14 protein-coding genes and 1 other annotated feature are annotated in these 22,913 nt (G+C 57.4%); of the genes, 11 read left to right on the top strand and 3 right to left on the bottom strand.

Going from position 1 to position 22,913, the window contains the following annotated elements; translation table 11 throughout:
• Window positions 1–41: 41 nt before the first annotated feature.
• Window positions 42–278, top strand: a binding site (T-box leader).
• A 91-nt stretch (window positions 279–369) separates the two neighbouring features.
• The 6 genes from J4772_RS18935 to J4772_RS18910 all read left to right on the top strand — a co-directional run bounded on the left by J4772_RS18935 (window position 370) and on the right by J4772_RS18910 (window position 7,864).
• Complete coding sequence (locus tag J4772_RS18935; RefSeq protein WP_209076695.1) at window positions 370–1,911, top strand: 2-isopropylmalate synthase; 1,542 nt, start codon at window positions 370–372, stop codon at window positions 1,909–1,911.
• Between the two features lie 121 nt (window positions 1,912–2,032).
• Complete coding sequence (locus J4772_RS18930; protein WP_371822877.1) at window positions 2,033–2,575, top strand: cupin domain-containing protein; 543 nt, start codon at window positions 2,033–2,035, stop codon at window positions 2,573–2,575.
• A 351-nt stretch (window positions 2,576–2,926) separates the two neighbouring features.
• Window positions 2,927–3,550 (top strand): DedA family protein, encoded by a 624-nt coding sequence (locus J4772_RS18925; RefSeq protein ID WP_209076694.1) that lies wholly within the window; start codon window positions 2,927–2,929, stop codon window positions 3,548–3,550.
• A gap of 108 nt (window positions 3,551–3,658) precedes the next feature.
• Complete coding sequence (gene rarD / locus J4772_RS18920; RefSeq protein ID WP_209076693.1) at window positions 3,659–4,564, top strand: EamA family transporter RarD; 906 nt, start codon at window positions 3,659–3,661, stop codon at window positions 4,562–4,564.
• A gap of 29 nt (window positions 4,565–4,593) precedes the next feature.
• Window positions 4,594–5,799 carry an MFS transporter gene (locus tag J4772_RS18915; protein ID WP_209077268.1) on the top strand — a complete coding sequence of 402 codons (1,206 nt, stop codon included), beginning with the start codon at window positions 4,594–4,596 and terminating at the stop codon, window positions 5,797–5,799.
• A gap of 97 nt (window positions 5,800–5,896) precedes the next feature.
• Window positions 5,897–7,864, top strand: coding sequence for a glycosyltransferase (locus tag J4772_RS18910; protein WP_209076692.1), 1,968 nt, complete (start codon window positions 5,897–5,899; stop codon window positions 7,862–7,864).
• 111 nt (window positions 7,865–7,975) lie between these two features.
• Here the strand turns inward: J4772_RS18910 and J4772_RS18905 are convergent, their stop codons facing one another.
• Both J4772_RS18905 and J4772_RS18900 read right to left on the bottom strand, forming a co-directional pair.
• A complete protein-coding gene (locus J4772_RS18905; RefSeq protein WP_209076690.1) occupies window positions 7,976–9,046 on the bottom strand; it encodes a Gfo/Idh/MocA family protein in 1,071 nt (356 codons plus the stop codon).
• A complete protein-coding gene (locus J4772_RS18900) occupies window positions 9,043–10,158 on the bottom strand; it encodes a DegT/DnrJ/EryC1/StrS family aminotransferase (RefSeq protein WP_209076688.1) in 1,116 nt (371 codons plus the stop codon). The genes J4772_RS18905 and J4772_RS18900 overlap by 4 nt, the downstream gene beginning before the upstream one ends.
• A 162-nt stretch (window positions 10,159–10,320) precedes the next feature.
• Here J4772_RS18900 and J4772_RS18895 point away from each other — a divergent pair, with 162 nt between their 5' ends.
• The 5 genes from J4772_RS18895 (at window position 10,321) to J4772_RS18875 (ending at window position 21,918) form a co-directional block, all read left to right on the top strand.
• Complete coding sequence (locus J4772_RS18895) at window positions 10,321–11,034, top strand: acyltransferase (protein ID WP_247741147.1); 714 nt, start codon at window positions 10,321–10,323, stop codon at window positions 11,032–11,034.
• Entirely contained in the window at window positions 11,031–12,365 is a 1,335-nt protein-coding gene (locus J4772_RS18890) for a nucleotide sugar dehydrogenase (RefSeq protein ID WP_247741146.1), read from the top strand. Before J4772_RS18895 ends, J4772_RS18890 begins: the two co-directional genes overlap by 4 nt.
• Window positions 12,366–12,519: 154 nt before the next feature.
• Window positions 12,520–19,653, top strand: coding sequence for an NTTRR-F1 domain (locus tag J4772_RS37060; protein ID WP_247741200.1), 7,134 nt, complete (start codon window positions 12,520–12,522; stop codon window positions 19,651–19,653).
• A gap of 667 nt (window positions 19,654–20,320) precedes the next feature.
• The gene (locus J4772_RS37055) at window positions 20,321–20,722 is read left to right on the top strand and encodes a hypothetical protein (protein ID WP_247741145.1); all 402 of its coding nucleotides are present in this window, start codon (window positions 20,321–20,323) and stop codon (window positions 20,720–20,722) included.
• Window positions 20,723–20,847: 125 nt separating this feature from the next.
• Window positions 20,848–21,918, top strand: coding sequence for a glycosyltransferase (locus J4772_RS18875; RefSeq protein WP_209076685.1), 1,071 nt, complete (start codon window positions 20,848–20,850; stop codon window positions 21,916–21,918).
• A 103-nt stretch (window positions 21,919–22,021) separates the two neighbouring features.
• Here J4772_RS18875 and J4772_RS18870 read toward each other — a convergent pair whose 3' ends face one another.
• A complete protein-coding gene (locus tag J4772_RS18870; protein WP_209076684.1) occupies window positions 22,022–22,744 on the bottom strand; it encodes an FkbM family methyltransferase in 723 nt (240 codons plus the stop codon).
• Window positions 22,745–22,913: the final 169 nt, after the last annotated feature.

Raw genomic sequence — 22,913 nt, 5'->3', positions numbered from 1 at the left:
ACGCTCTGCCGGAGTTCTATAATAGCCATTAAATTCAGAACGAAAATGTTACGATTAGAAATAGTAAGAATGACATGACCTTTCAGAGAGCCGTTGGCTGGTGCGAAACGGCAGCGTCGTCCATTCCGAACTCGTCTATGAACAGCTCGCCCGACAACGTAGGGCAGGACGGAATTCCACCGTTACAGGGATAGATGGTGATGGCCATCGAACAAGATTGTTTTCCGCGCGCGGAAAACGAATTAGAGTGGTACCGCGAGTTCAACCTCGTCTCTATAGCAGAGACGGGGTTTTTTTGTTGGCCGGATTCCGGGTCCGTCCAACCTCGCTTGATATAGATCATGAATACCGATTACGGGAGGAACGAACATGAGCAGAAAAATTATTGTACTCGATACGACTTTGCGCGACGGAGAACAGGTGCCGGGAGCCAAATTGAACGTATATCAGAAGCTGGAAATCGCCAAGCAGCTCAAACGGCTGAACGTCGACATCATCGAGGCCGGGTTCCCGGCATCCTCCGAGGGAGACTTCCGCGCCGTGCAGGAAATCGTGCGCAGCGTAGGCGACACCGTATCGATTACAGCGCTTGCCCGCGCGGTGAAGAAGGACATCGACGCCGTGCATGAGAGCATCAAGCTGGCGCAAAATCCGCTTATCCATATTGTGCTGGGCACATCGAACATTCACGTGGAGAAGAAGTTCAACCGTTCGAAGGACGCTGTGCTGGAGATGGGCGTTGAAGCGGTGAAATACGCGAAGACGCTGCTGCCGAACGTGCAGTATTCGACGGAGGACGCTTCCCGCTCCGATTTCGAGTATTTGTGGTCGACGATCGAAGCGGTCGTCAAGGCGGGGGCGACGATGATTAACGTTCCCGATACGGTCGGCTTCGCGGTTCCCGAAGAATACGGCGAATTGATTCGCAAGCTGAACGAGCGGCTGAAAAACCTGGACGACCGCGTCATTCTGAGCGTTCACTGCCACAACGATCTGGGCATGGCGACGGCGAACACGCTGAGCGCGGTCCGCAACGGCGCCGACAAAGTCGAGGTAACGATCAACGGGCTGGGCGAACGGGCGGGCAACACCTCCCTGGAGGAAGTCGTCATGGCGCTTAAAGTCCGGGAGAGCTTCTACGGCGGTTACACGGACATTCGCACGCAGGAGCTGCTCAAGTCTTCCCGCTTGGTCAGCCATCTGACGGGACTGGACGTTCAGGTCAACAAGGCGATCACCGGCGAGAACGCGTTCGCGCATTCCTCGGGCATTCATCAGGACGGCTTGCTCAAGGATAAGAACGTCTACGAGATCATGTCTCCGGAAGAGGTCGGCGCGGACAGCATGGAGATGATTTTGACGGCGCGCTCGGGACGACACGCTTTCCGGAATGCAGTGGAGAAAATGGGCTTCGAGGCGGGGGAGGGAGAAGCGTTCGAGGCGCTGTTCGCGAAGTTTCTGGCGCTGGCCGACGCGAAGAAGGAAGTGTACGATCACGACGTCTTCTACCTGGTGGCGGACCAGAACGATATCGGCAGCGGCGAAACGCAGCTGTATGCCCTCGATTCGTTCCAGGTCGTCAGCAACGACACGTTCCCGACCGCTTCGGTTCAGTTGAAAAAGGGAGCTGAGATTATCAAAGGCAGCGCGGTCGGCGACGGCCCGATCGATGCGCTGTACGGCGTCATCAAGTCGTTGGTCGGCCTGGACGTCGACCTGAACGACTACAAGATCAGCAGCCTGTCCAGAGGCAAAGAGGCGATTGGCCGGGTGAACCTTCGCGTCTCTTGCGGAGGCAGGACGTATACGGGACGGGCGATGGATACCGATATCGTAAAGGCAAGCGCGAACGCGTTCCTGAACGCCATCAACGCCATCCTGCTGGACAACGCCAAAGACGAACCGAGTTGAGCCGGAGAAGAGCCGAGGAATCTGTCCAACGAGAGGGAAGGAAAAAGCTTTGTCGGCGTTCACGCATTAAGGAAGAGTCACATAACATAGGGAATCAGCCCATGTAGGGAGGAGCTTCCTAGTGAATCCGATCTTGATGTCACCGAACTTGAATCTCGCGGCCGATTCCAATACGGCGGTCAATTACGTTCTGAATGCCTGCAACTATGTAACGCAAGTGTTCGGCACGCAGCTTCCCGCCATATCGACCGGCTTGTTCAACGTTCATATGAGCCAAGGAATCGTCGTTCAGCCGCATTGGCATACGAATGCCGACGAGCTTGTCTTCGTCATTGCCGGAGAGGCGACCGTGTCGGTCTTTAATCCGTTTACGCAGAGGCTAATGACTTATCTGTTAAAGCCGGGGCAGGTATGCCAGCTGCCGAAGGGATGGTTCCACTGGATTGTGGCGATGACGGACAAGACGCATCTGTTGACGATCTTCGATCAGCCGACGCCCGACGTCGTCTTCGGCTCGGATTTTATTCGCGCGATTCCGCCGGAAGTGATCCAGCGCGCCTATTGTATTCCGGCGGCGGAATATGCGCGTGTGATTTCTCCGCTGCAATCGTCCGTCATTTTCGGGCCTCCGCCCGAATGCGGGCAAACGCGGATGAGCGGGTAGAGATGAGCCTCGGCCCCCGTCTCGCAACGGGGCCCGAGATTACAAAAAAACCATCCCGCGAACACAAGACGCCCCGACTTCGGTTGGGCGTCTTTTCTAGTGAAATTAGGTATAATAGTGGGACATATAAATTGATCCAAACATTACGCAGAGTAGACCGATGAAATGGAGAAAGGGAATGGTTTTGCCGCGAGTTTTGGCTTTGAGCTATATTCATATATAGGTCTTATCGTTTAAAGTAGCTCAAAACAACCTGTCTGAAGCCGGTAAAACCATCCCTTTCGGAATGCAATAGGTCTCATGCTCATTGGTCCAATTTATATAGATCACAAAAGCAGACAAGGGGAAGCCATGAACTTTAATATTGAAAAGCTGTTCGATCAGTACGGTTACGAGGTGCTATTCCTTGGATTGCTGCTTGAATTTATCGCCCTGCCTTTTCCGGGGGAGACGACGATGCTGTACGCCGGCTATTTGTCGTACACGGGCGTTTTGGACGGATTCAAGGCGTTCTTATGGGCTTTCGCGGGAACGACGATCGGCATGACGATTACTTATTTTATCGGACTAAAGGCGGGAATGCCGTTCGTCGAGCGCTACGGCAAATGGGTGCTGCTCACTCCCAACAAACTGGATAAAACGAAAAAATGGTTTAACCGCTATGGCAATTGGCTCGTGTTTATCGGTTACTTCATACCGGGCGTCAGACACGTGACCGGCTATTTCGCCGGCATTATCGGCTCGCCGTTTCGAACGTTCGCGGCGTATGCCTATGGCGGGGCTTTATTCTGGTGCGCTTTGTTCGTCGGAATGGGCCATGTTTTCGGTCCGCAGTGGGAAGGCGTGCTGCATGCGATCGAGCATCATTCGTGGAAGCTGGCGATCGGAGTTGCCGTTACCGCGATTGCTGTCTGGAGCGTGCGAAAGGCCATGGCTGCCAGCCGGAGGAAGAAGCAGGCGGCCGATCAGCCTTAAGGAACGCTGCCCGGCCGAAGCTTTTGCTTGATTTTCACATATTCATTCCGCTCGATTAGTGATATAATTCCCTTCATGTTTTAATGGAAGGAACGAGGCGAATACATCATGAGAAGCGGACTGTTTAACGCAATATTTGCTTATATTATCTGGGGAATGCTCCCTCTATATTGGAAGGAATTCGCGGCAATGCCGGCCGGGGAGATTCTGTCGCACAGAATCATCTGGTCGTTCGTTTTTGTCGCCGGATTAATCTCGCTGCAGAGGCGTTGGCGGGAGATGGCCGTGCTGTTCAAAAATCGCGCAACGCTTCTGCCGCTTATTGCAAGCAGCCTGCTGATTTCGGTAAACTGGCTTGTTTTCATCTGGGCCGTCAATAACGGTCACGTCGTTGAGACAAGCCTTGGGTACTATTTGACGCCGCTCATTAACGTGGCGCTGGCTATCGGATTTCTGCGAGAGAAGCCGTCGGGAGGGCAGTGGCTGGCCATTGCGTTAGCGGGAGCCGGCGTCGTTCTGGTTACAATCGATTATGGCAGCGTGCCTTGGGTGTCGTTGACGCTGTCGATCAGCTTTGGTCTCTACGGCCTCTTCAAGAAAAAGGTAAAGGTCGATTCTTCGCTCGGTCTGATGACAGAAACTGCGATCATTGTCCCTGCGGCGTTAATCTATTGGAGCTATCTCGGCGTATCGGATTCGGCAACCGCTTGGACGCTGCCCGGAGGGGCGCTCACGCTGCTGTTGTTCTCCGGAGCGGTTACGGCGCTGCCGCTGCTGCTGTTCGCCAATGCGGCGAAAAAGCTGCCGCTAGCGCTGCTCGGCTTTATTCAGTATATCGGTCCTACGCTGACGCTGATTCTGAGCGTAACCGTATTCGAAGAAACGGTCAGCCACGTAACGATGATCAGCTTTAGTTTGATTTGGGCGGCGCTGATCGTGTACGCGGCGGCATCCATACGCGAAGCCCGGATCCATGCGTCGACGCTTAATGCCCGTGGAGGAGCCTCGAATTGAAGACAAATGTCCTAAGAACAAATTATTGGATGCTTCTGCTCGTCGTATTCGGAGGATTTCTCATTTTCGGATTTTCCGAGAATGTGAAAGGTCCGGCCATTCCGCGTATGCAAGCCGATTTCAGTCTAAATGAAACGCAACTGGGAATGCTTCTGGCATTCAACTCGCTCGGCTATCTGGTCGCTTGTTCTTTCACCGGAGCGCTGGCGGGTAAAATCGGCATCAAATGGACAGGAATCCTCTCGTTCGGTTCTATGGCCGTCTCCGGCGTGTTTATGTATGTGGCGGCAAATTATGTGCAGCTGTCGGCGTCTTATTTTCTCATGTACATCGGCAACGGGATGCTGGAAATCGGCCTGGCGATTATGGCGGCTCGCATTTTTACGAAAAACACCGGAGCGATGATGAACCTCGCCCATTTCTTCTACGGTCTCAGCTCCGCGATCGCCCCGATTATCGCCGCATCGATGATGGGCTGGCAGCCGCTCGACGGAGAGCTGGGGTGGCGGGGGATGTACCTGATCATGCTGTCTTTGTCGCTTCTGCCGATTATTCCGTCTCTGGTGGCGAAGTTTCCGCAGGACAGCGAGGAGCACGGCGAGCGCGTCACGATGAAGAGTATCGGAAAGGACCGGGCCGCATGGCTGATCGTGCTCGTCCTGTCGCTGGGAGTCGTCTCCGAGCTGGCCGTCGGCGGTTGGCTGGTCAACTATTTGGAGAAGGCGTACGACTGGTCGACCGGAGCCGCTTCCCGGATGCTGTCGATCTTCTTCGTCTTCTTCATGGCGGCAAGACTGCTGCTAGGACCGATTACGGATAAAATTGGCTATACGCTGTCGATCATCCTTATGGCGGCATTCTCCGGCATATGCAGCCTCGCGGCCATCCTGACCGGCGAACCTGGGGCGATCCTGTTCGCGGTTGCGGGCATTGGCATCGCGCCGATCTATCCTACGGTGATGGCGATTCTCGCCAAACGGTATCCGCGCGGAACCGAGACGGCGATTACGTTCACCGTCACGCTGATGGGGATCGCCTGCGTCATCGGCAATTTGCTGATCGGCGTCATTATCGACGGCGCCCAGAAGCTGTTCGGTGCAGGCAAAGAGGCCAAGGAAAGTCTGACGCTCGGCCTGCAGTTCGGTTACGGCTTTATCGCGCTGCTGGCGCTGCTCTGCTCAACAAGCTGTATTTATTTATATGTCTATTTGCGCAGAAGGAACGAACTGGTCTAGCCAGACGCTGCAAAAACACAATCAGGAATGAGAATAGCCTCATATACTATCGGAAGTTTGTCGTAACGCTATCCGATAGATAGGAGGCTATTCCCATTTGTATAAAATCGCTTTTTTCGTAAAGCCCGGCCTGGACGCTTTCCTGCAGCCGGTTATCGATCATTTTTCCCAGAAGTACGAGACCCGGAAATTCGTCGTTCGCCGCGCTGACGATATCGGGCAAGCCATGGAATGGGCGGATGTCTGCTGGTTCGAATGGTGCGACGATCTGATCGTGCGCGGCAGCCGCCTGCCGATTGCGTCTTACCGGCGCATCGTGTGCAGGCTTCACAGCTACGAAGCGTTCACCGCCTACATTCATCAGGTGAATTGGAAAGCGGTCGAATGGTTGATTTTCGACGGAAAACCGATTCAGGAGTATGTACTGAAACAGCTGCCATCCTTATCAGAGGATCGCACGGTCGTCATTCCGAACGGGGTTATGATGGAGAAATATCCGCTAGTGCAGCGTTCCAAAGGCTTCAACATCGCATACGCCGGATATATCAATTACAAAAAAGGCCCGATGCTTCTTCTGCATGCGTTCAAAGCGGTTCACGACCGTGACCCCAGGTATAAGCTGCATATTGCGGGCAAGTATCAGGATACGCGTTATCGGCTGTATTTCGATCAAATGATCGAAGAGCTGGGATTGACGGACAGCGTCCGATTCGACGGCTGGCAGTCCGATCTGAACGCTTATCTGCAAGACAAGCATTACATGATTTCGAGCAGTCTGCTGGAGAGCCAGCATATGTCGGTTATGGAAGCGATGTCGGCGGGAATTAAGCCGCTTGTCCACAATTTTTACGGAGCGAAAAAAATATACGACGAGAAATGGGTATGGAGTACGATCGGAGAACTGGTCGACAAAGTTACCGAGGACGAGTACAATTCCGAAGAATATCGCGCTTTCGTGGAGAGTCGTTATTCATTCGCGGACAACGCGCGCAAGATCGAGGAACTGTTGCGTTCGCTGCTTCTGCCTGCAGTCGAATCGTCCAGTCCCGTCGCCGAGATCGCGCCTAAGATTACGATCGGCATTATTAACTGCAACTATGGCCGGTTTCTGGACGAATGCCTGCAATCGGTCATTAGCCAGACCTATCCGAACAAGGAAATTCTTATCGTCGATGACGGATCGACAGACGATTCCCTGGCCAAAATCGAAAGCTATCGCGCGATCGACCCATCGATTCGATTAATTGCTCATCCGAAGAACGTCGGGTTGCCGGACGTCGCCATTCAGGAGATTTTTCAAGAAGCTGCCGGCGAATACGCTTTGATTGTGAGCGCGGACGACTATCTTCCGCACGACCGGGTGCTTGAACAATATATGGACTGCTTCCGCGGCCGTGACGATCTGGAATACGCATACGGCAACCTTAGACTCGTCGACGAACAGGGCAAATCGATTGGGGAGTGGGCGTATCGCGGTTACACTGCGGAGGAGGCCGTTCGCGCTATTTTCCACAGGATGGGTTCCGGCGTCATTCCCATGGTGGGCCTTTATAAATTGTCTTATTACCGAGATCGGCAGGCCGCATGGTTAGTCAATCCTAAAAAGCCGATTGCCGGCGACGTCTTAAATTGTCTCGTCAATCTGAAGGCAGGGTGGAAGACCCATTGGATGAATAAGCCCGTTCTCTGCTATCGCAAGCATAGAAGCAGCATATCCAACAAGATCGAAAAACGCATCCAATCCCTTGTCATCGTTCTGGAGTATCTCACCGAGAGTTTTCCCGAAGAGGTCTATCTTCCGCGCGCGGATTGGGACAAATTCCAGTCGGAACAGCGTACGGCCTTGAAATGCTTCGAGATCGGACAGCTGTACGGCAAAATGACCCGCAGCTACTGCAGTAACGGATGGATCAGATCCTATTCCGCCGAACGGAAGCGGGAGTGCCTTGGACCGTTAACCGAGCGAATGAGGCACTATTTCGATCTAAGCCTTGCAAGCGACGACGCCCACAGATCCCGGATCGAGGCCATATGCGTCGAGGTCGACGATTTAATGAAGAAATGAGTTCATATAAACGATCCACCCGAGTCGATGGAGAAGTCGGGTTCAAAATGACACCATGACTCTTAGATCGGTACTCGGGTGGAGAGTCCGGAGGAGAGGCTTGTGAATCAGCTACCTCGAATCTGCGGACATCGATTCCGTATCGAAAGACGAGAGCGGTACCTGGACGGGAACGCCCAGACGCGACGACTCATAGACGGCGAAAGCAACGTCCAGAGAACGGCGGGCTTCCGCGGCCGAGACGGACGATTGCATATCTTCAGCCGCTCCCTGAAGCGCAGCGATAAACTGTCCATACATCTCTGCATGCTCGTTGACCGCTGTGAGAGGAAAGGAAGGGACGGGAAATTCGTCGGAGTGCCAGCGTTGGACCTCCGTCAGATTGACTCCGCCAATGCGAATCGTTCCTCGATCGCCGACGAGCGTCAGCGACTGCTCCAGGTTGTTCGGCTTGCAGAGCGTCGTCGCCTCAATGCTGCCGACCGCGCCGCTGGTAAACCGGATCGTTGCTGCAGCCGTTTCTTCCGTCTCTTTGGCGGATGCTCCCCTTCCAATTAATCCGTATACCGAATCCGGACGTTCGTCCATCAGCCAAAGAAGCAGGTCGATGAGATGAACGCCTTGATTCAGCAGCATGCCCCCATCCATCTTCCATGTTCCTCTCCATTCGGATGAGGCGTAATAGTCCCGAGAACGATTCAGAAGGATCGAAACGGAACCCATTCGCAGTTTTCCAAGCGCTCCTTGGCCGATCCAACTCTTGGCAAGTCGCAAAAGCGGGCGATAGCGAAGCTGATGGCAGACTTGCACGCGCCGCCCGCATGCCGAGGCCAACTCGGCAATGGCGTCGGCGTCCTTCAATGACAGGGCGAGCGGCTTTTCCAGAAGCACGTGTTTTCCGGCTTGCAGCGATTCCTTCGCCCACCTGACATGCATAAAGGAGGGGGCGGCAATGACGACGGCGTCTATTCGGGAATCTTGCACAAGGCGACTCGGATCCGTATAGACGGCGACGGACGATTCCGATACGGAGCGGGCTTGGGCATATTTCCGGGCGAGAGCAGCCATTCTTTCCGGAACGGGATCGGCCAGTGCGACCAGTTCGGCATCCCTGCAGGCTATGATGGATTCCGCGTGTTTGGTTGCGATGCTTCCACAGCCGATCAGACCGAAACGAATCATTTCGCCCCCCCTTTCTCCGCGAAGTCTTGAAGAACGGCAATGACAAGCTCCTGCTCCTGATCCGTCAGCAGAGGACCCATCGGCAGAGCCAAAGCCTCCCTGGAAAGCCTCTCCGCCACGGGGAAATCACCAACGGCGTACCCGAGAGAAGTATAGGCCTGCTGCAGGTGCAGGGGGCGAGGATAGTACACGCCGCTTTGAACATTGTTTTTCGACAGGGCTTCGCGAATAGAATCGCGTTTCGGACTCGTTATGCAGTACAGATTGTAAGCATGAAGTCTTCCCTCTTCCGTTGCGGGAACTTCTAACACAGGTTTCAGCGGTCGAAGCCGTTCATCGTACGTTTTCGCGATCGCGCGTCTTTTCTTCATCCAAGCTTCGACCTTGTTTAACAGGACGAGCAAAATGGCGGCGTGAAGCTCATCCAGCCGACTGTTATAGCCGATTGCATCGTGATAATACCGCTCGGCGCTTCCGTGCTGGCGAAGCCTTCTGAGCCGGCCGGCTAATTCGGGATCCGACGTTACGACGATGCCGCCGTCTCCGAGCGTGCCCAGATTTTTGCTGGGGAAGAAGGAAAAGCATCCCGCATGGCCGATCGAGCCGATCGACTTCCCTCTGTAGCTCGCGCCGAAGGCTTGACAAGCGTCTTCGACGACAAGAAGTCCTCGGCGGTCCGCAATGGATTGAATATCGTCAAGGGCGGCGGGCTGTCCGAACAGGTGAACGGGCAGAATCGCTTTCGTCCGGGCGGTTATGGCCGCTTCGATTCGTTCCGGATCGAGATTCCAGGAACGATCGATATCGACAAACACCGGAGTCGCGCCGAGTCTGGAGACGGCCTCCGCGGTGGCGAAGAAAGAATAAGGAGTCGTGATGACCTCGTCACCCGGACCGATGCCGCATGCATCGAGCGTGAGTACGAGCGCATCGGTTCCGTTCGCGACCGCGACGGCGTGCTTCGCTCCGGTCTGCTCGGAGAATCGGCTTTCCAGCTTTTTCACCTTCGGGCCCAAAATATATTGTCCTTGTTCGATCGTGTCGGAAATTTCGGCAAGAATGTCGTCTTTAAGCAAGCGAAACTGCCGGGAGATCGGCATTAATTCAATCATCTTACACGCTCCTTGCTTTCGATTGATCGTACAAGGTATGCATCACTTATTCCTCCTGCTTCCGCGACAATACTAGCAACCGGAGTTGGACTTGCATAAACCATGTAGATGACGCTTAGTCAAATACGCTTCTATTGTGTCGAAAGAGAAGGAGGAATGAGAATGATGATTGATCCGTCCGTATCTCTGGGAACCAATGTGACCATCGGTCGATATTCCGTCATCGAAGCCGGCGTGACGATCGGGGACAACGTTGCAATCGGGTACGGCACGATCGTTCGAGCCGGTACGACGATCGGAAACGGGGTGAGCGTCGGGGATCTAACCGTGCTTGGCAAACGACCGACGGGAAACAAGAAAAAGGCTTTAAAGCCGCCCTCCCGGCTTCCGCCGCTAGTGGTCGGAGACGGAGCGTCTATCGGCAGCAATAGCGTAATTTATCTCGGCGTATCGCTCGGCGAAGACGTGCTTGTCGGAGACTTGGCCAGCATTCGCGAGTTCGTCACGATCGGCGAAAGCACCATTGTCGGCAGGAATGCCGTCGTCGAGCCGCATACGGTGATCGGAAGGTTCGTCACAATTCAAACTTCTTGTTACATTACGAGCAATATGCTGATCGAGGACGATGTCTTCATCGGCCCTTGCTGTTCGACCTCCAATGACAAATACATGGGAAGCGGCGGAGAGGCTCATCAGGGACCGATAATCCGGCGGGGGGCCAAAATCGGCAACAATGCGACCCTGCTTCCGGGAATCCTCATTGGCGAGCGTGCCGTCATCGGTGCAGGCGCAGTAATTACCCGAGATGTCCCGACGGGAGTCACGTATGTCGGCAACCCGGGCAGACCCATCACGGACAGGAAGGTGACAGAATGACCAGCATGCAGAGCGGAGGCGACGCGAAACCCGATCCGCGCCGCGTCCAAATTGTCGGACTCGGTTATGTAGGCTTGCCACTAGCCGTATTATTCGCGGAACAGGGATTTATTGTTGCGGGCGTGGATGTGGACGAGAGGAAAATTGGATTTCTGAAGCAAGGAAAGAGTTATGTCAAGGATTTGACGGATGAAGCTCTGCAGAACGCGCTGACTTCGGGAAGCTTAGTGCCGACCAGTCTATTCGACGATTCCGCACGGGCGGGAACAATTATTTTGTGCGTACCGACGCCGCTAACGGATCGATCGACTCCGGACATGAGCTATCTTCATGCCGCGGTTACCGAAACCGGCAAGCGGCTTTGTCCGGGACAGCTCATCGTTCTGGAAAGCTCGACTTATCCCGGTACGACCTCGGAAGAAATGGTTCCTATTTTGGAACGGGAGAGCGGCCTTAAGGCCGGGATCGACTTTAATGTCGGGTATTCTCCCGAGCGAATCGATCCCGGGAACACGAAGTTCAGCGTGAGGGACATTCCGAAGGTTGTCAGCGGACTGACTCCCGCCTGTCTGCGAAGAACGGAGTCTCTGTACGCCCAAGCATTCGGACAAACCGTGAGGGTATCTTCTCCCGAGGTTGCGGAGATGACGAAGTTGTTGGAAAACACGTATCGGTTAATCAATATCTCGTTCATGAACGAAATGGCGATGCTGTGCGATGAGATGGGAATCGACCTGTGGGAAGCGATCGACGCAGCGAAGACGAAATCGTTCGGCTATGCGGCGTTCTACCCCGGTCCGGGCGTCGGGGGGCATTGCATCCCCGTCGATCCTCTCTATCTTCAATGGCGGGCAAGCCAATTTGGGAGGGAAAGCGCCTTTATCGAGTTGGCGGAGCGGCAAAATCGCACTATGGCGGATTATTTGATGAGGAAGACCCAAGGCATGCTGAAGGACGGACTTCGTCATGTGTTGATTTACGGCGTCGCGTATAAGAAGGATGTTGGAGACATTCGCGAATCGGCTGCGGTCCAACTTATCGAACGACTGATGGAGGAAGGGATTCATTTCGCCTATCACGATCCGATCGTGCCATTCATCCGTATTCGCAACCGGGAGATTAGCAGCTCCGAGTTGTCGGACGATCTGCTGAGGGAGGCGGACTGCATCTTTATCATGGCGGATCATACGGGAATGCCGGTTCAGCGGATCGTTTCCAATGCCCGTTTTATCGTAGACACGAGAAACGCGACCTCCGGTATAAAGGTGGGACACATTTATCGTTTCGGAAGCGGGAATATCGGGCTTGGCCAAAAAAATCCGCTTGCTTGAGAGGCAAATACTAGAACGGGCAAGCCTCGGTTTCAATAAGATGTAGTAGATTTCGTGACAGGTTCCGGCACTCCCCCAATTGGCGAAGCATTGGAGGGGTGAGGCTTTTTCGCTTGCGCGAAATCGAGTAGGCGGCAAAGGTGGTGAGATTCTATTGTCTATTGAAAACCGCATCGTCAATGGAGGATTCGAGTCGGGGACATTGGCTCCGTGGACAGGAGTCAATGCTACCGTCACCAATACGAGAAGCCATTCGGGATTCTATAGCGCTCAGCTGACAGGCGGGGCAACACTGTCGCAAGTCTATCAGTTTTTTCCGGTAGCTCCAGGTGAAAGTTTTGAACTGTTCATCTCTTTTTCAAGAACGTCGGGAACGATCGGCGTCATAGCGACTGTTGGATTAAACTATTACGACAACGCGCTAAATTTTCTCGGAACCGGAGTATTCACTTACGTTCCGTTCGCCATTTCGAGTCTGACCGGAAGCGACTGGGTGGAGTTCTACCAAACGGCAGCGCCGGTTCCGCCTGGCGCTACTCAAGGTCTTCTCGTTATCGAAACATTTCCGATCGCGGGAACGGCCGACTTATTCGTAGACGACGTTGAGGTGTTGGCGATTACGGGAGGTCCAACCGGAGCAACAGGCCCAACTGGAGCTACCGGTCCGACAGGAGTAACTGGCCCAACCGGCCCAACCGGCCCAACCGGCCCAACCGGAGCAACAGGTCCCACAGGTGCGACAGGTCCAACCGGAGCCACCGGTCCAACGGGTGAAACAGGAGCTACAGGCCCAACGGGAGCAACAGGCCCGACAGGAGCAACCGGCCCGACAGGTCCAACGGGTGCAACCGGCTCGACAGGAGCGACAGGCCCAACCGGAGCAACAGGCCCAACCGGAGCAACAGGTCCGACAGGAGCAACTGGCCCCACAGGTGCGACAGGTCCAACCGGAGCCACCGGTCCAACGGGTGAAACAGGAGCAACAGGCCCAACGGGAGCAACAGGCTCGACAGGAGCGACTGGTCCAACGGGTGAAACAGGAGCAACCGGCCCGACAGGAGCAACCGGAGCAACGGGAGCAACCGGTCCAACGGGAGCAACCGGTCCAACAGGAGCGACAGGTCCAACCGGAGCAACGGGTCCAACAGGTGCAACTGGCCCGACGGGTGTAACAGGTCCAACAGGCCCGACAGGGGCAACGGGTGAAACAGGAGCGACAGGCCCGACAGGTCCAACGGGAGCAACAGGCCCGACAGGCGCAACAGGCCCAACGGGAGCAACAGGCCCGACAGGGGCAACCGGTCCGACAGGAGCAACAGGTCCAACCGGAGCTACGGGTCCAACGGGAGCAACAGGCGCAACAGGTCCAACCGGAGCCACCGGTCCAACGGGTGAAACAGGAGCAACAGGCCCGACGGGAGCAACGGGTCCAACAGGTGCAACTGGCCCGACAGGAGCGACAGGCCCAACCGGCGCAACAGGCCCAACTGGAGCAACGGGTGCAACAGGAGCAACGGGCGCAACAGGTCCGACAGGAGCAACAGGTCCAACCGGCGCAACAGGTCCGACAGGAGCGACGGGTGCAACTGGCCCAACGGGCGCAACAGGTCCGACAGGAGCGACGGGAGCCACCGGTCCGACAGGAGCAACAGGTCCAACCGGCGCAACAGGTCCGACAGGAGCGACGGGTGCAACTGGTCCGACGGGAGCCACCGGTCCAACCGGAGCAACCGGCCCAACCGGCGCAACCGGTCCAACAGGAGCGACGGGTGCAACAGGTCCGACAGGAGCGACAGGTCCAACAGGTCCAACCGGCGCAACCGGTCCAACAGGAGCCACGGGTGCAACAGGCCCAACGGGAGCCACGGGTCCAACAGGCCCAACGGGAGCAACAGGCCCGACAGGAGCAACCGGAGCAACGGGAGCCACCGGTCCAACGGGTGAAACAGGCGCAACAGGCCCAACGGGTGTAACAGGTCCAACAGGTGCTACTGGTCCGACAGGCGCAACTGGCCCGACGGGAGCAACGGGTCCAACAGGTGCAACTGGCTCGACAGGCGCAACAGGCCCAACGGGTGCAACTGGTCCAACGGGTGCAACCGGTCCAACAGGAGCGACAGGTCCAACCGGAGCTACGGGTCCAACGGGCGCAACAGGAGCAACAGGCCCAACGGGAGCAACAGGTCCAACGGGAGCAACGGGTCCAACGGGTGCAACCGGCTCGACAGGAGCAACAGGCCCAACAGGTGCAACAGGAGCGACCGGCCCGACGGGTCCGACAGGCGCAACTGGCGCAACAGGTGCAACAGGTCCGACGGGTGTAACTGGCCCGACAGGCCCAACAGGTGCAACAGGAGCTACAGGCCCAACGGGAGCAACGGGTCCAACAGGCGCAACAGGTCCAACAGGTGCTACTGGTCCAACAGGTGCAACTGGCCCGACAGGCGCAACGGGTCCAACAGGTGCAACGGGTCCAACAGGTGCAACTGGCCCGACAGGCGCAACAGGCCCAACGGGAGCAACAGGCCCGACAGGCGCAACAGGTGCAACTGGTCCAACAGGTCCGACAGGAGCAACAGGCGCAACAGGTGCAACAGGAGCGACCGGCCCAACGGGTCCGACAGGCGCAACAGGAGCAACAGGCGCAACAGGTCCGACAGGAGCAACAGGCCCAACGGGCGTAACTGGTCCGACGGGTGTAACTGGTCCTACAGGAGCCACCGGTGCAACTGGCCCGACAGGCGCAACTGGCGCAACAGGCGCAACTGGCGCAACAGGCGCAACAGGTGCGACTGGTCCAACGGGAGCAACAGGCTCAACAGGAGCAACAGGCGCAACAGGTCCGACAGGAGCAACAGGCCCAACGGGCGTAACTGGTCCGACGGGAGCCACCGGTCCAACAGGTCCAACGGGAGCAACGGGTCCAACGGGTGCAACCGGCTCGACAGGAGCGACAGGCCCAACCGGAGCAACAGGTCCGACAGGAGCAACTGGCCCAACGGGGGCAACCGGTCCAACAGGTCCAACGGGTGAAACAGGAGCAACTGGCCCAACGGGAGCAACGGGTCCGACGGGTGCAACCGGCTCGACAGGAGCGACAGGCCCAACAGGTGCAACAGGAGCGACCGGCCCAACAGGCCCAACAGGTCCGACAGGAGCAACTGGCCCATCGGGGGCAACCGGTCCAGCAGGTCCGACAGGAGCAACAGGCCCGACGGGAGCAACCGGACCGACGGGGGCAACAGGCCCAACGGGAGCAACCGGTCCGACAGGCCCAACAGGTCCAACGGGTCCAACGGGAGCAACAGGCCCAACGGGAGCAACCGGTCCAACGGGTGTAACTGGTCCGACAGGAGCCACCGGCCCAACTGGCCCAACGGGAGCAACCGGTCCAACCGGAGCAACAGGTCCGACAGGAGCTACGGGTCCAACAGGCCCAACGGGAGCAACGGGTCCAACAGGTCCAACGGGTGCAACCGGAGCAACTGGTCCGACAGGAGCAACAGGCCCGACAGGAGCAACAGGTGCTACGGGTCCAACGGGAGCAACTGGCCCAACCGGCGCAACAGGTCCGACAGGAGCGACAGGTCCGATAGGAGCAACCGGCCCAACAGGAGCGACTGGCCCAACGGGTGCGACAGGTCCAACCGGCGGAACTGGCCCAACAGGAGCAACAGGAGCAACCGGTCCAACGGGAGCAACTGGCCCAACCGGCGCAACAGGTCCGACAGGAGCAACAGGTGCTACGGGTCCAACCGGTCCAACGGGAGCAACAGGTCCAACGGGAGCAACCGGTCCAACGGGAGCAACAGGTCCAACAGGTCCAACAGGTCCAACGGGAGCAACTGGCCCAACGGGTGTAACTGGCCCGACAGGAGCAACTGGCCCCACAGGTGCGACAGGTCCAACCGGAGCCACCGGTCCAACGGGTGAAACAGGAGCTACAGGCCCAACGGGAGCCACCGGTCCGACAGGAGCAACAGGTCCGACAGGAGCGACTGGCCCGACCGGCCCAACTGGCCCAACGGGTGTGACAGGTCCGACGGGAGCAACGGGTCCGACAGGAGCTACCGGTCCAACGGGTGCAACAGGTCCGACAGGCGCAACTGGCCCAACGGGAGCAACGGGTGCAACAGGTCCAACAGGAGCAACAGGTCCAACGGGAGCGACAGGTCCGACAGGCGCAACTGGTCCAACGGGCGCAACAGGCCCAACCGGAGCAACCGGTCCGACAGGAGCAACGGGTGCAACCGGTCCGACAGGAGCGACTGGCCCAACCGGAGCAACAGGAGCAACAGGCCCGACAGGGGCAACCGGTCCAACAGGAGCGACTGGCCCAACGGGAGCAACTGGTGCAACGGGAGCGACAGGTCCAACCGGAGCTACGGGTCCAACGGGCGCAACAGGTCCGACGGGAGCAACAGGAGCAACAGGAGCAACAGGTCCGACGGGTGAAACCGGCCCGACAGGAGCAACAGGCGCAACGGGTGCAACAGGTCCGACAGGAACCACTGGTGCAACGGGAGCAACGGGTGCAACAGGTCCAACAGGAGCAACAGGTCCAACGGGAGCGACAGGTCCGACAGGCGCAACTGGTCCAACGGGCGCAACAGGCCCAACCGGAGCAACCGGTCCGACAGGAGCCTGGAGCGACAGGCCCAACCGGCGCAACAGGTCCGACAGGAGCGACGGGTGCGACAGGTCCAACGGGCGCAACTGGCCCGACGGGAGCGACAGGTCCGACGGGTGCAACAGGCTCAACAGGAGCAACGGGTCCAACGGGAGCAACAGGTCCAACAGGAGCAACTGGCCCGACAGGTCCAACCGGTCCAACTGGAGCAACGGGTACGACAGGTCCAACGGGTGCAACTGGTCCAACGGGAGCCACGGGTCCAACGGGAGCAACAGGTGCTACGGGTCCGACAGGAGCGACTGGCCCAACGGGAGCAACTGGTCCGACAGGAGCGACAGGCCCAACAGGAGCAACGGGAGCAACAGGCCCAACTGGCGCAACAGGTCCGACGGGCGCAACTGGAGCGACGGGAGCAACAGGCCCAACCGGTGCAACTGGCCCGACTGGAGCGACAGGCCCAACCGGCGCAACAGGTCCGACAGGAGCGACGGGTGCGACAGGTCCAACGGGCGCAACTGGCCCGACGGGAGCGACAGGTCCGACGGGTGCAACAGGCTCAACAGGAGCAACCGGTCCAACAGGAGCGACGGGTGCAACTGGTCCGACGGGAGCCACCGGTCCGACAGGAGCGACAGGTCCAACGGGAGCAACCGGTCCAACGGGAGCAACAGGTGCTACGGGTCCGACAGGAGCGACAGGTCCAACCGGCGGAACTGGCCCAACAGGAGCAACCGGTCCAACGGGAGCAACCGGTCCAACCGGAGCAACAGGTGCTACGGGTCCGACAGGAGCGACGGGTGCAACTGGCCCGACTGGAGCAACAGGCCCAACCGGCGCAACAGGTCCGACAGGAGCGACGGGTGCAACTGGTCCGACGGGAGCCACCGGTCCGACAGGAGCAACAGGTCCAACCGGCGCAACCGGTCCAACAGGAGCCACGGGTGCAACAGGTCCGACGGGAGCAACAGGTCCAACCGGCGCAACAGGTCCGACAGGAGCGACGGGTGCAACTGGTCCAACGGGAGCCACCGGTCCAACCGGAGCAACCGGCCCAACCGGCGCAACCGGTCCAACAGGAGCGACGGGTGCAACCGGTCCAACAGGAGCCACGGGTGCAACAGGCCCAACGGGAGCCACGGGTGCAACAGGCCCAACGGGAGCCACGGGTCCAACGGGAGCAACGGGTCCAACAGGCCCAACGGGAGCAACAGGTCCAACCGGCGCAACAGGTCCGACAGGAGCGACGGGTGCAACTGGTCCGACGGGAGCCACCGGTCCGACAGGAGCGACAGGTCCAACCGGCGGAACTGGCCCAACAGGAGCAACCGGTCCAACGGGTCCAACGGGAGCGACTGGCCCAACCGGCGCAACAGGTCCGACGGGAGCAACAGGCCCAACTGGAGCAACGGGTCCAACAGGAGCAACAGGCCCAACCGGCGCAACCGGTCCAACAGGAGCGACGGGTGCAACTGGTCCGACGGGAGCCACCGGTCCGACAGGAGCAACAGGCCCAACGGGCGCAACGGGTCCAACGGGAGCAACAGGCCCGACAGGAGCAACCGGCCCGACAGGTCCAACGGGTCCAACAGGTGCAACTGGCCCGACGGGTGTAACAGGTCCAACAGGTGCAACTGGCCCGACAGGCGCAACAGGCCCAACGGGAGCAACAGGCGCAACAGGTCCAACAGGTGCAACTGGCCCGACGGGAGCAACGGGTCGAACAGGTGCAACTGGCCCGACAGGCGCAACAGGCCCAACGGGAGCAACAGGCCCGACAGGCGCAACAGGCCCAACGGGAGCAACAGGCCCGACAGGGGCAACCGGTCCGACAGGAGCGACTGGCCCAACGGGTGCAACTGGTCCAACGGGTGCAACCGGTCCGACAGGCCCGACAGGGGCAACCGGTCCGACAGGCGCAACTGGCGCAACAGGCGCAACAGGTCCGACGGGTGCAACGGGTCCAACAGGTGCGACTGGTCCAACGGGAGCAACAGGCTCAACAGGAGCAACAGGCTCAACAGGAGCAACAGGCCCAACCGGTCCAACAGGAGCAACGGGTCCGACAGGCGCAACTGGCGCAACAGGCGCAACAGGTGCAACAGGTCCGACGGGTGCAACGGGTCCAACAGGTGCGACTGGTCCAACGGGAGCAACAGGCTCAACAGGAGCAACAGGTCCAACGGGTGTAACTGGTCCTACAGGAGCCACCGGTGCAACTGGCCCGACAGGCGCAACAGGCCCGACAGGAGCGACTGGCCCAACGGGTGCAACGGGTCCAACTGGAGCAACAGGCCCAACGGGAGCAACAGGCCCAACGGGAGCAACGGGTCCAACAGGAGCAACAGGCCCAACCGGTCCAACAGGAGCAACGGGTCCGACGGGTGTGACAGGTCCGACAGGAGCAACAGGCCCAACAGGAGCGACAGGCCCGACAGGAGCAACAGGAGCAACGGGTCCGACAGGCGCAACTGGCGCAACAGGCGCAACAGGTGCAACAGGTCCGACGGGCGCAACAGGCCCAACGGGTGCAACAGGCCCAACGGGAGCAACAGGCCCAACGGGAGCAACAGGCCCAACCGGAGCAACAGGTCCGACAGGAGCAACTGGCCCCACAGGTGCGACAGGTCCAACCGGAGCCACCGGTCCAACGGGTGAAACAGGAGCTACAGGCCCAACGGGAGCAACAGGCCCGACAGGAGCAACAGGTCCGACAGGCCCAACGGGGGCAACCGGTCCAACAGGAGCAACGGGCCCAACAGGAGCAACGGGTCCGACGGGTGTGACAGGTCCGACAGGAGCAACAGGCCCAACGGGTGCAACTGGTCCGACGGGTGTGACAGGCCCGACAGGAGCAACAGGCCCAACCGGTCCGACAGGAGCGACAGGTCCAACCGGAGCTACGGGTCCAACGGGCGCAACAGGAGCAACTGGCCCGACGGGAGCAACGGGTGTAACAGGTCCAACAGGCGCAACAGGTGCTGCTGGTCCGACAGGCGCAACTGGCGCAACAGGTGCAACAGGTCCGACGGGTGCAACAGGCCCGACAGGTGCGACTGGTCCAACGGGAGCAACAGGCTCAACAGGAGCAACAGGTCCAACGGGTGTAACTGGTCCTACAGGAGCCACCGGCCCAACTGGCCCAACGGGAGCAACAGGCTCAACAGGAGCAACAGGTCCAACGGGTGTAACTGGTCCTACAGGAGCCACCGGCCCAACTGGCCCAACGGGAGCAACCGGTCCAACCGGAGCAACAGGTCCGACAGGTCCGACAGGCCCAACAGGCCCAACAGGCCCAACAGGTCCAACGGGTCCAACTGGACCAATGCCAGAACTGTTTGCGACCGGAGCTGCCGGAACGTTGTCGTTGTCCAATAATACTCCGTTATCGACTATGACAGTGAACAACGTGCCTGTAACCGCCGCGGATAATGTGAAAATCGATTATGCGATTCAGATAAACTCGGTCATCACTATAGGGATTGTGAACCTGACAGTCACGCTGGTATTGCAAAGAAACGGCACGTCTATTCAAACGATTCAGTACGCAAGCGCAGGTCTTGCCACAGGCAGCCAGATCCAACCGATCAGTTACACCTTTGTCGATAATCCGCCGAGCACTGCTGTCGTTGATTACTCCGTTCAAGTCACTTACTCGGCCACGGGAATTGGGGCGGCAGCCGTTACGGTAAGTAACAGATATATGAACGTCGCTAATTTCCAGTAATCCGATAGCCCTCAAGTGGCAAGCAGGGTATGCCTTTCATTTTCTCGGAGGCATATCCTGTCTTTGCCATTCGACCTGAACACCGGAATGAAAATTTTTCTCGATGCGAAAGGGGATACGGTATAGTGGTTTCAATCAGCCTCTGCATGATCGTCAAGAACGAGGAAGCCGTGCTGGCGCGTTGTCTGGAATCCGTATGTGATCTGGTTGACGAGGTTAATATCGTCGATACGGGATCGACCGATCAGACGGTTGCCATTGCCCGCCGATACACGGATCGGGTCTTTTTCTATGAGTGGACCGGTAACTTCGCCGCAGCCCGCAGCGCCTCTTTTTCCTATGCGACCAAAGAATACATCCTCTATATGGATGCCGATGACGTCATTCTTGAGGAAGACCGTCATAAATTTAAGAAACTTAAAGAAATGCTGGATCCGGCGGTCGATTCGGTATCGATGTTCTACAATGCGGGGGAGGACAGCTTCGGCAACGTCACTTTGAGGTATCGCCGAAACAGGATGATTAAGCGATCCCGAGATTTTCAATGGAAGGGAGATTGCCACAACTATTTGGAAGTCACCGGGCTGATCGTCAATTCCGATATCGCAATTACCCACCGCAAGATTAAGCATTCCGTCAGTAGAAATTTGAATATCTATAAAATGAAGCTTGAAAGAGGAGATACTTTTACCGCACGCGATTATTTTTACTATGGGAATGAACTGAAGGACAACCGGCACTATGTGGAAGCGATCGAGAGCTACAAGAGGAATATCGAGCTTAATACGGGGTGGGTCGAGGATAAAATCAACGCTTGCATTAACATGGCGGACTGTTATCGATATTTGGACGACCAGGACAATGAATTAACCGCGCTGTTTCAATCGTTTCGATTCGACAGTCCCCGGCCTGAAGCGCTAAGCCGGATAGGAGATCAATTCAAACGCCGCAAAGCTTACAAGACGGCGGCTTACTGGTATGAACAGGCGATCCGGATTCCTGAAAACAATTCCCAGTGGAGCTTCAGCTACCCAGCCTACCGGACATGGTATCCGAACTTGCAGCTATGCGTTTGTTATTATTACCTGGGGGATTTGGATGCCGCTTATCGTCACAACGAGGAAGCGCGCAAATATCGGCCTCAAGATCCGCACGTACTTCACAATAAGCAATTGCTGGATTCGAAGCGAGCCTGAACGGCAACTCTTTAAAATACGAACAACCGCGCAGAAAGCATTCGTTCCGCTCTCTGCGCGGCTTTTTTCCTATCTTCGTCACTGTCGTCGTCACTGTCGTCGGTTACTTCAGCAGATCGAACAGATCCCTTCGGGACAGCAGCATGAGATCGTTGCAGCCTTTGTCCAGCGCGAAGTACTTGGGCACCTCGCTGACGGGATCGGTAAATTCGACGAGCTGACCGCGCCTGTTTACCGTGCAGACGACGAAACTCTGTTTAAGATAGAAGAGAAACTCCGCTGTATCGATATTTTTGCTGTGCAGGTAAGCGAAATTGAATTCCATACATCCGACGACCGTTCCGCATTGCGTCAGCAGTCTTTTCATGCCGCGCAGTGCATGCCACTCGTAGCCTTCGATATCCATTTTGAATAGCAGCGTGTCCCGGTTAACGTCTCTGTCCTTGAAAATGCTGTCAATCGTCTTCGTGGGAAGCTCCACTTGCCGCGAAGATTTGGAGTATTCTGGATGGGCCGACGATAATCCGGAATGAAGCTTGTTGACGAAGAAGGAGGCTTTCTCCTTATCCTCGTCGGATACGAGCGCGTGCACAATCTGAATTTGCGAGGCATTCGGATGCTCCTCGATAGAGCGTCCCAAATAGGGCAGCAGCAATTCGTTAGCCTCGATTGCCGCGATTACGGAATCGGCCGGATATTCCGAGGACAGGAGGACTTCACCGTAGTTTACGCCCGCATCCACGACAATCGTGGGTTTAAGCGTGTTAACGGAATGCCTCCAGAAATTCGTCACTCGCGGCTGCGACAAGCCGCTAAATCTGATCATTCTGCCGCCTCGTCGGTCTTTTGGATTGACGTACATGACGCGGTCGGTACCGCGTATAGGAACCGGGTACAAGAGATATCGCACCTCCCTGAAGTTTCTAGAGTTCATTTAGCGCTTTGGACCAGCATATTCAGGAATGAAGCGATCGGTGTGGACAAGTTGAAGGGAA

Source organism: Cohnella sp. LGH, assembly GCF_017671885.1.
Classification (GTDB): domain Bacteria; phylum Bacillota; class Bacilli; order Paenibacillales; family Paenibacillaceae; genus Cohnella; species Cohnella phaseoli.
Note: the sequence above shows the minus strand (reverse complement) of the source record. Positions and strands in the feature narration are given on the sequence as shown.

Coding starts and splice junctions, on each gene's coding strand:
- J4772_RS18895 (WP_247741147.1), top strand. CDS start 10,321: ATGATGATTGATCCGTCCGTATCTCTGGGAACCAATGTGACCATCGGT.
- rarD (WP_209076693.1), top strand. CDS start 3,659: ATGAGAAGCGGACTGTTTAACGCAATATTTGCTTATATTATCTGGGGA.
- J4772_RS18900 (WP_209076688.1), bottom strand. CDS start 10,158: ATGATTGAATTAATGCCGATCTCCCGGCAGTTTCGCTTGCTTAAAGAC.
- J4772_RS18935 (WP_209076695.1), top strand. CDS start 370: ATGAGCAGAAAAATTATTGTACTCGATACGACTTTGCGCGACGGAGAA.
- J4772_RS37055 (WP_247741145.1), top strand. CDS start 20,321: ATGCCAGAACTGTTTGCGACCGGAGCTGCCGGAACGTTGTCGTTGTCC.
- J4772_RS18870 (WP_209076684.1), bottom strand. CDS start 22,744: ATGATCAGATTTAGCGGCTTGTCGCAGCCGCGAGTGACGAATTTCTGG.
- J4772_RS18925 (WP_209076694.1), top strand. CDS start 2,927: ATGAACTTTAATATTGAAAAGCTGTTCGATCAGTACGGTTACGAGGTG.
- J4772_RS18905 (WP_209076690.1), bottom strand. CDS start 9,046: ATGATTCGTTTCGGTCTGATCGGCTGTGGAAGCATCGCAACCAAACAC.
- J4772_RS18915 (WP_209077268.1), top strand. CDS start 4,594: ATGCTTCTGCTCGTCGTATTCGGAGGATTTCTCATTTTCGGATTTTCC.
- J4772_RS18890 (WP_247741146.1), top strand. CDS start 11,031: ATGACCAGCATGCAGAGCGGAGGCGACGCGAAACCCGATCCGCGCCGC.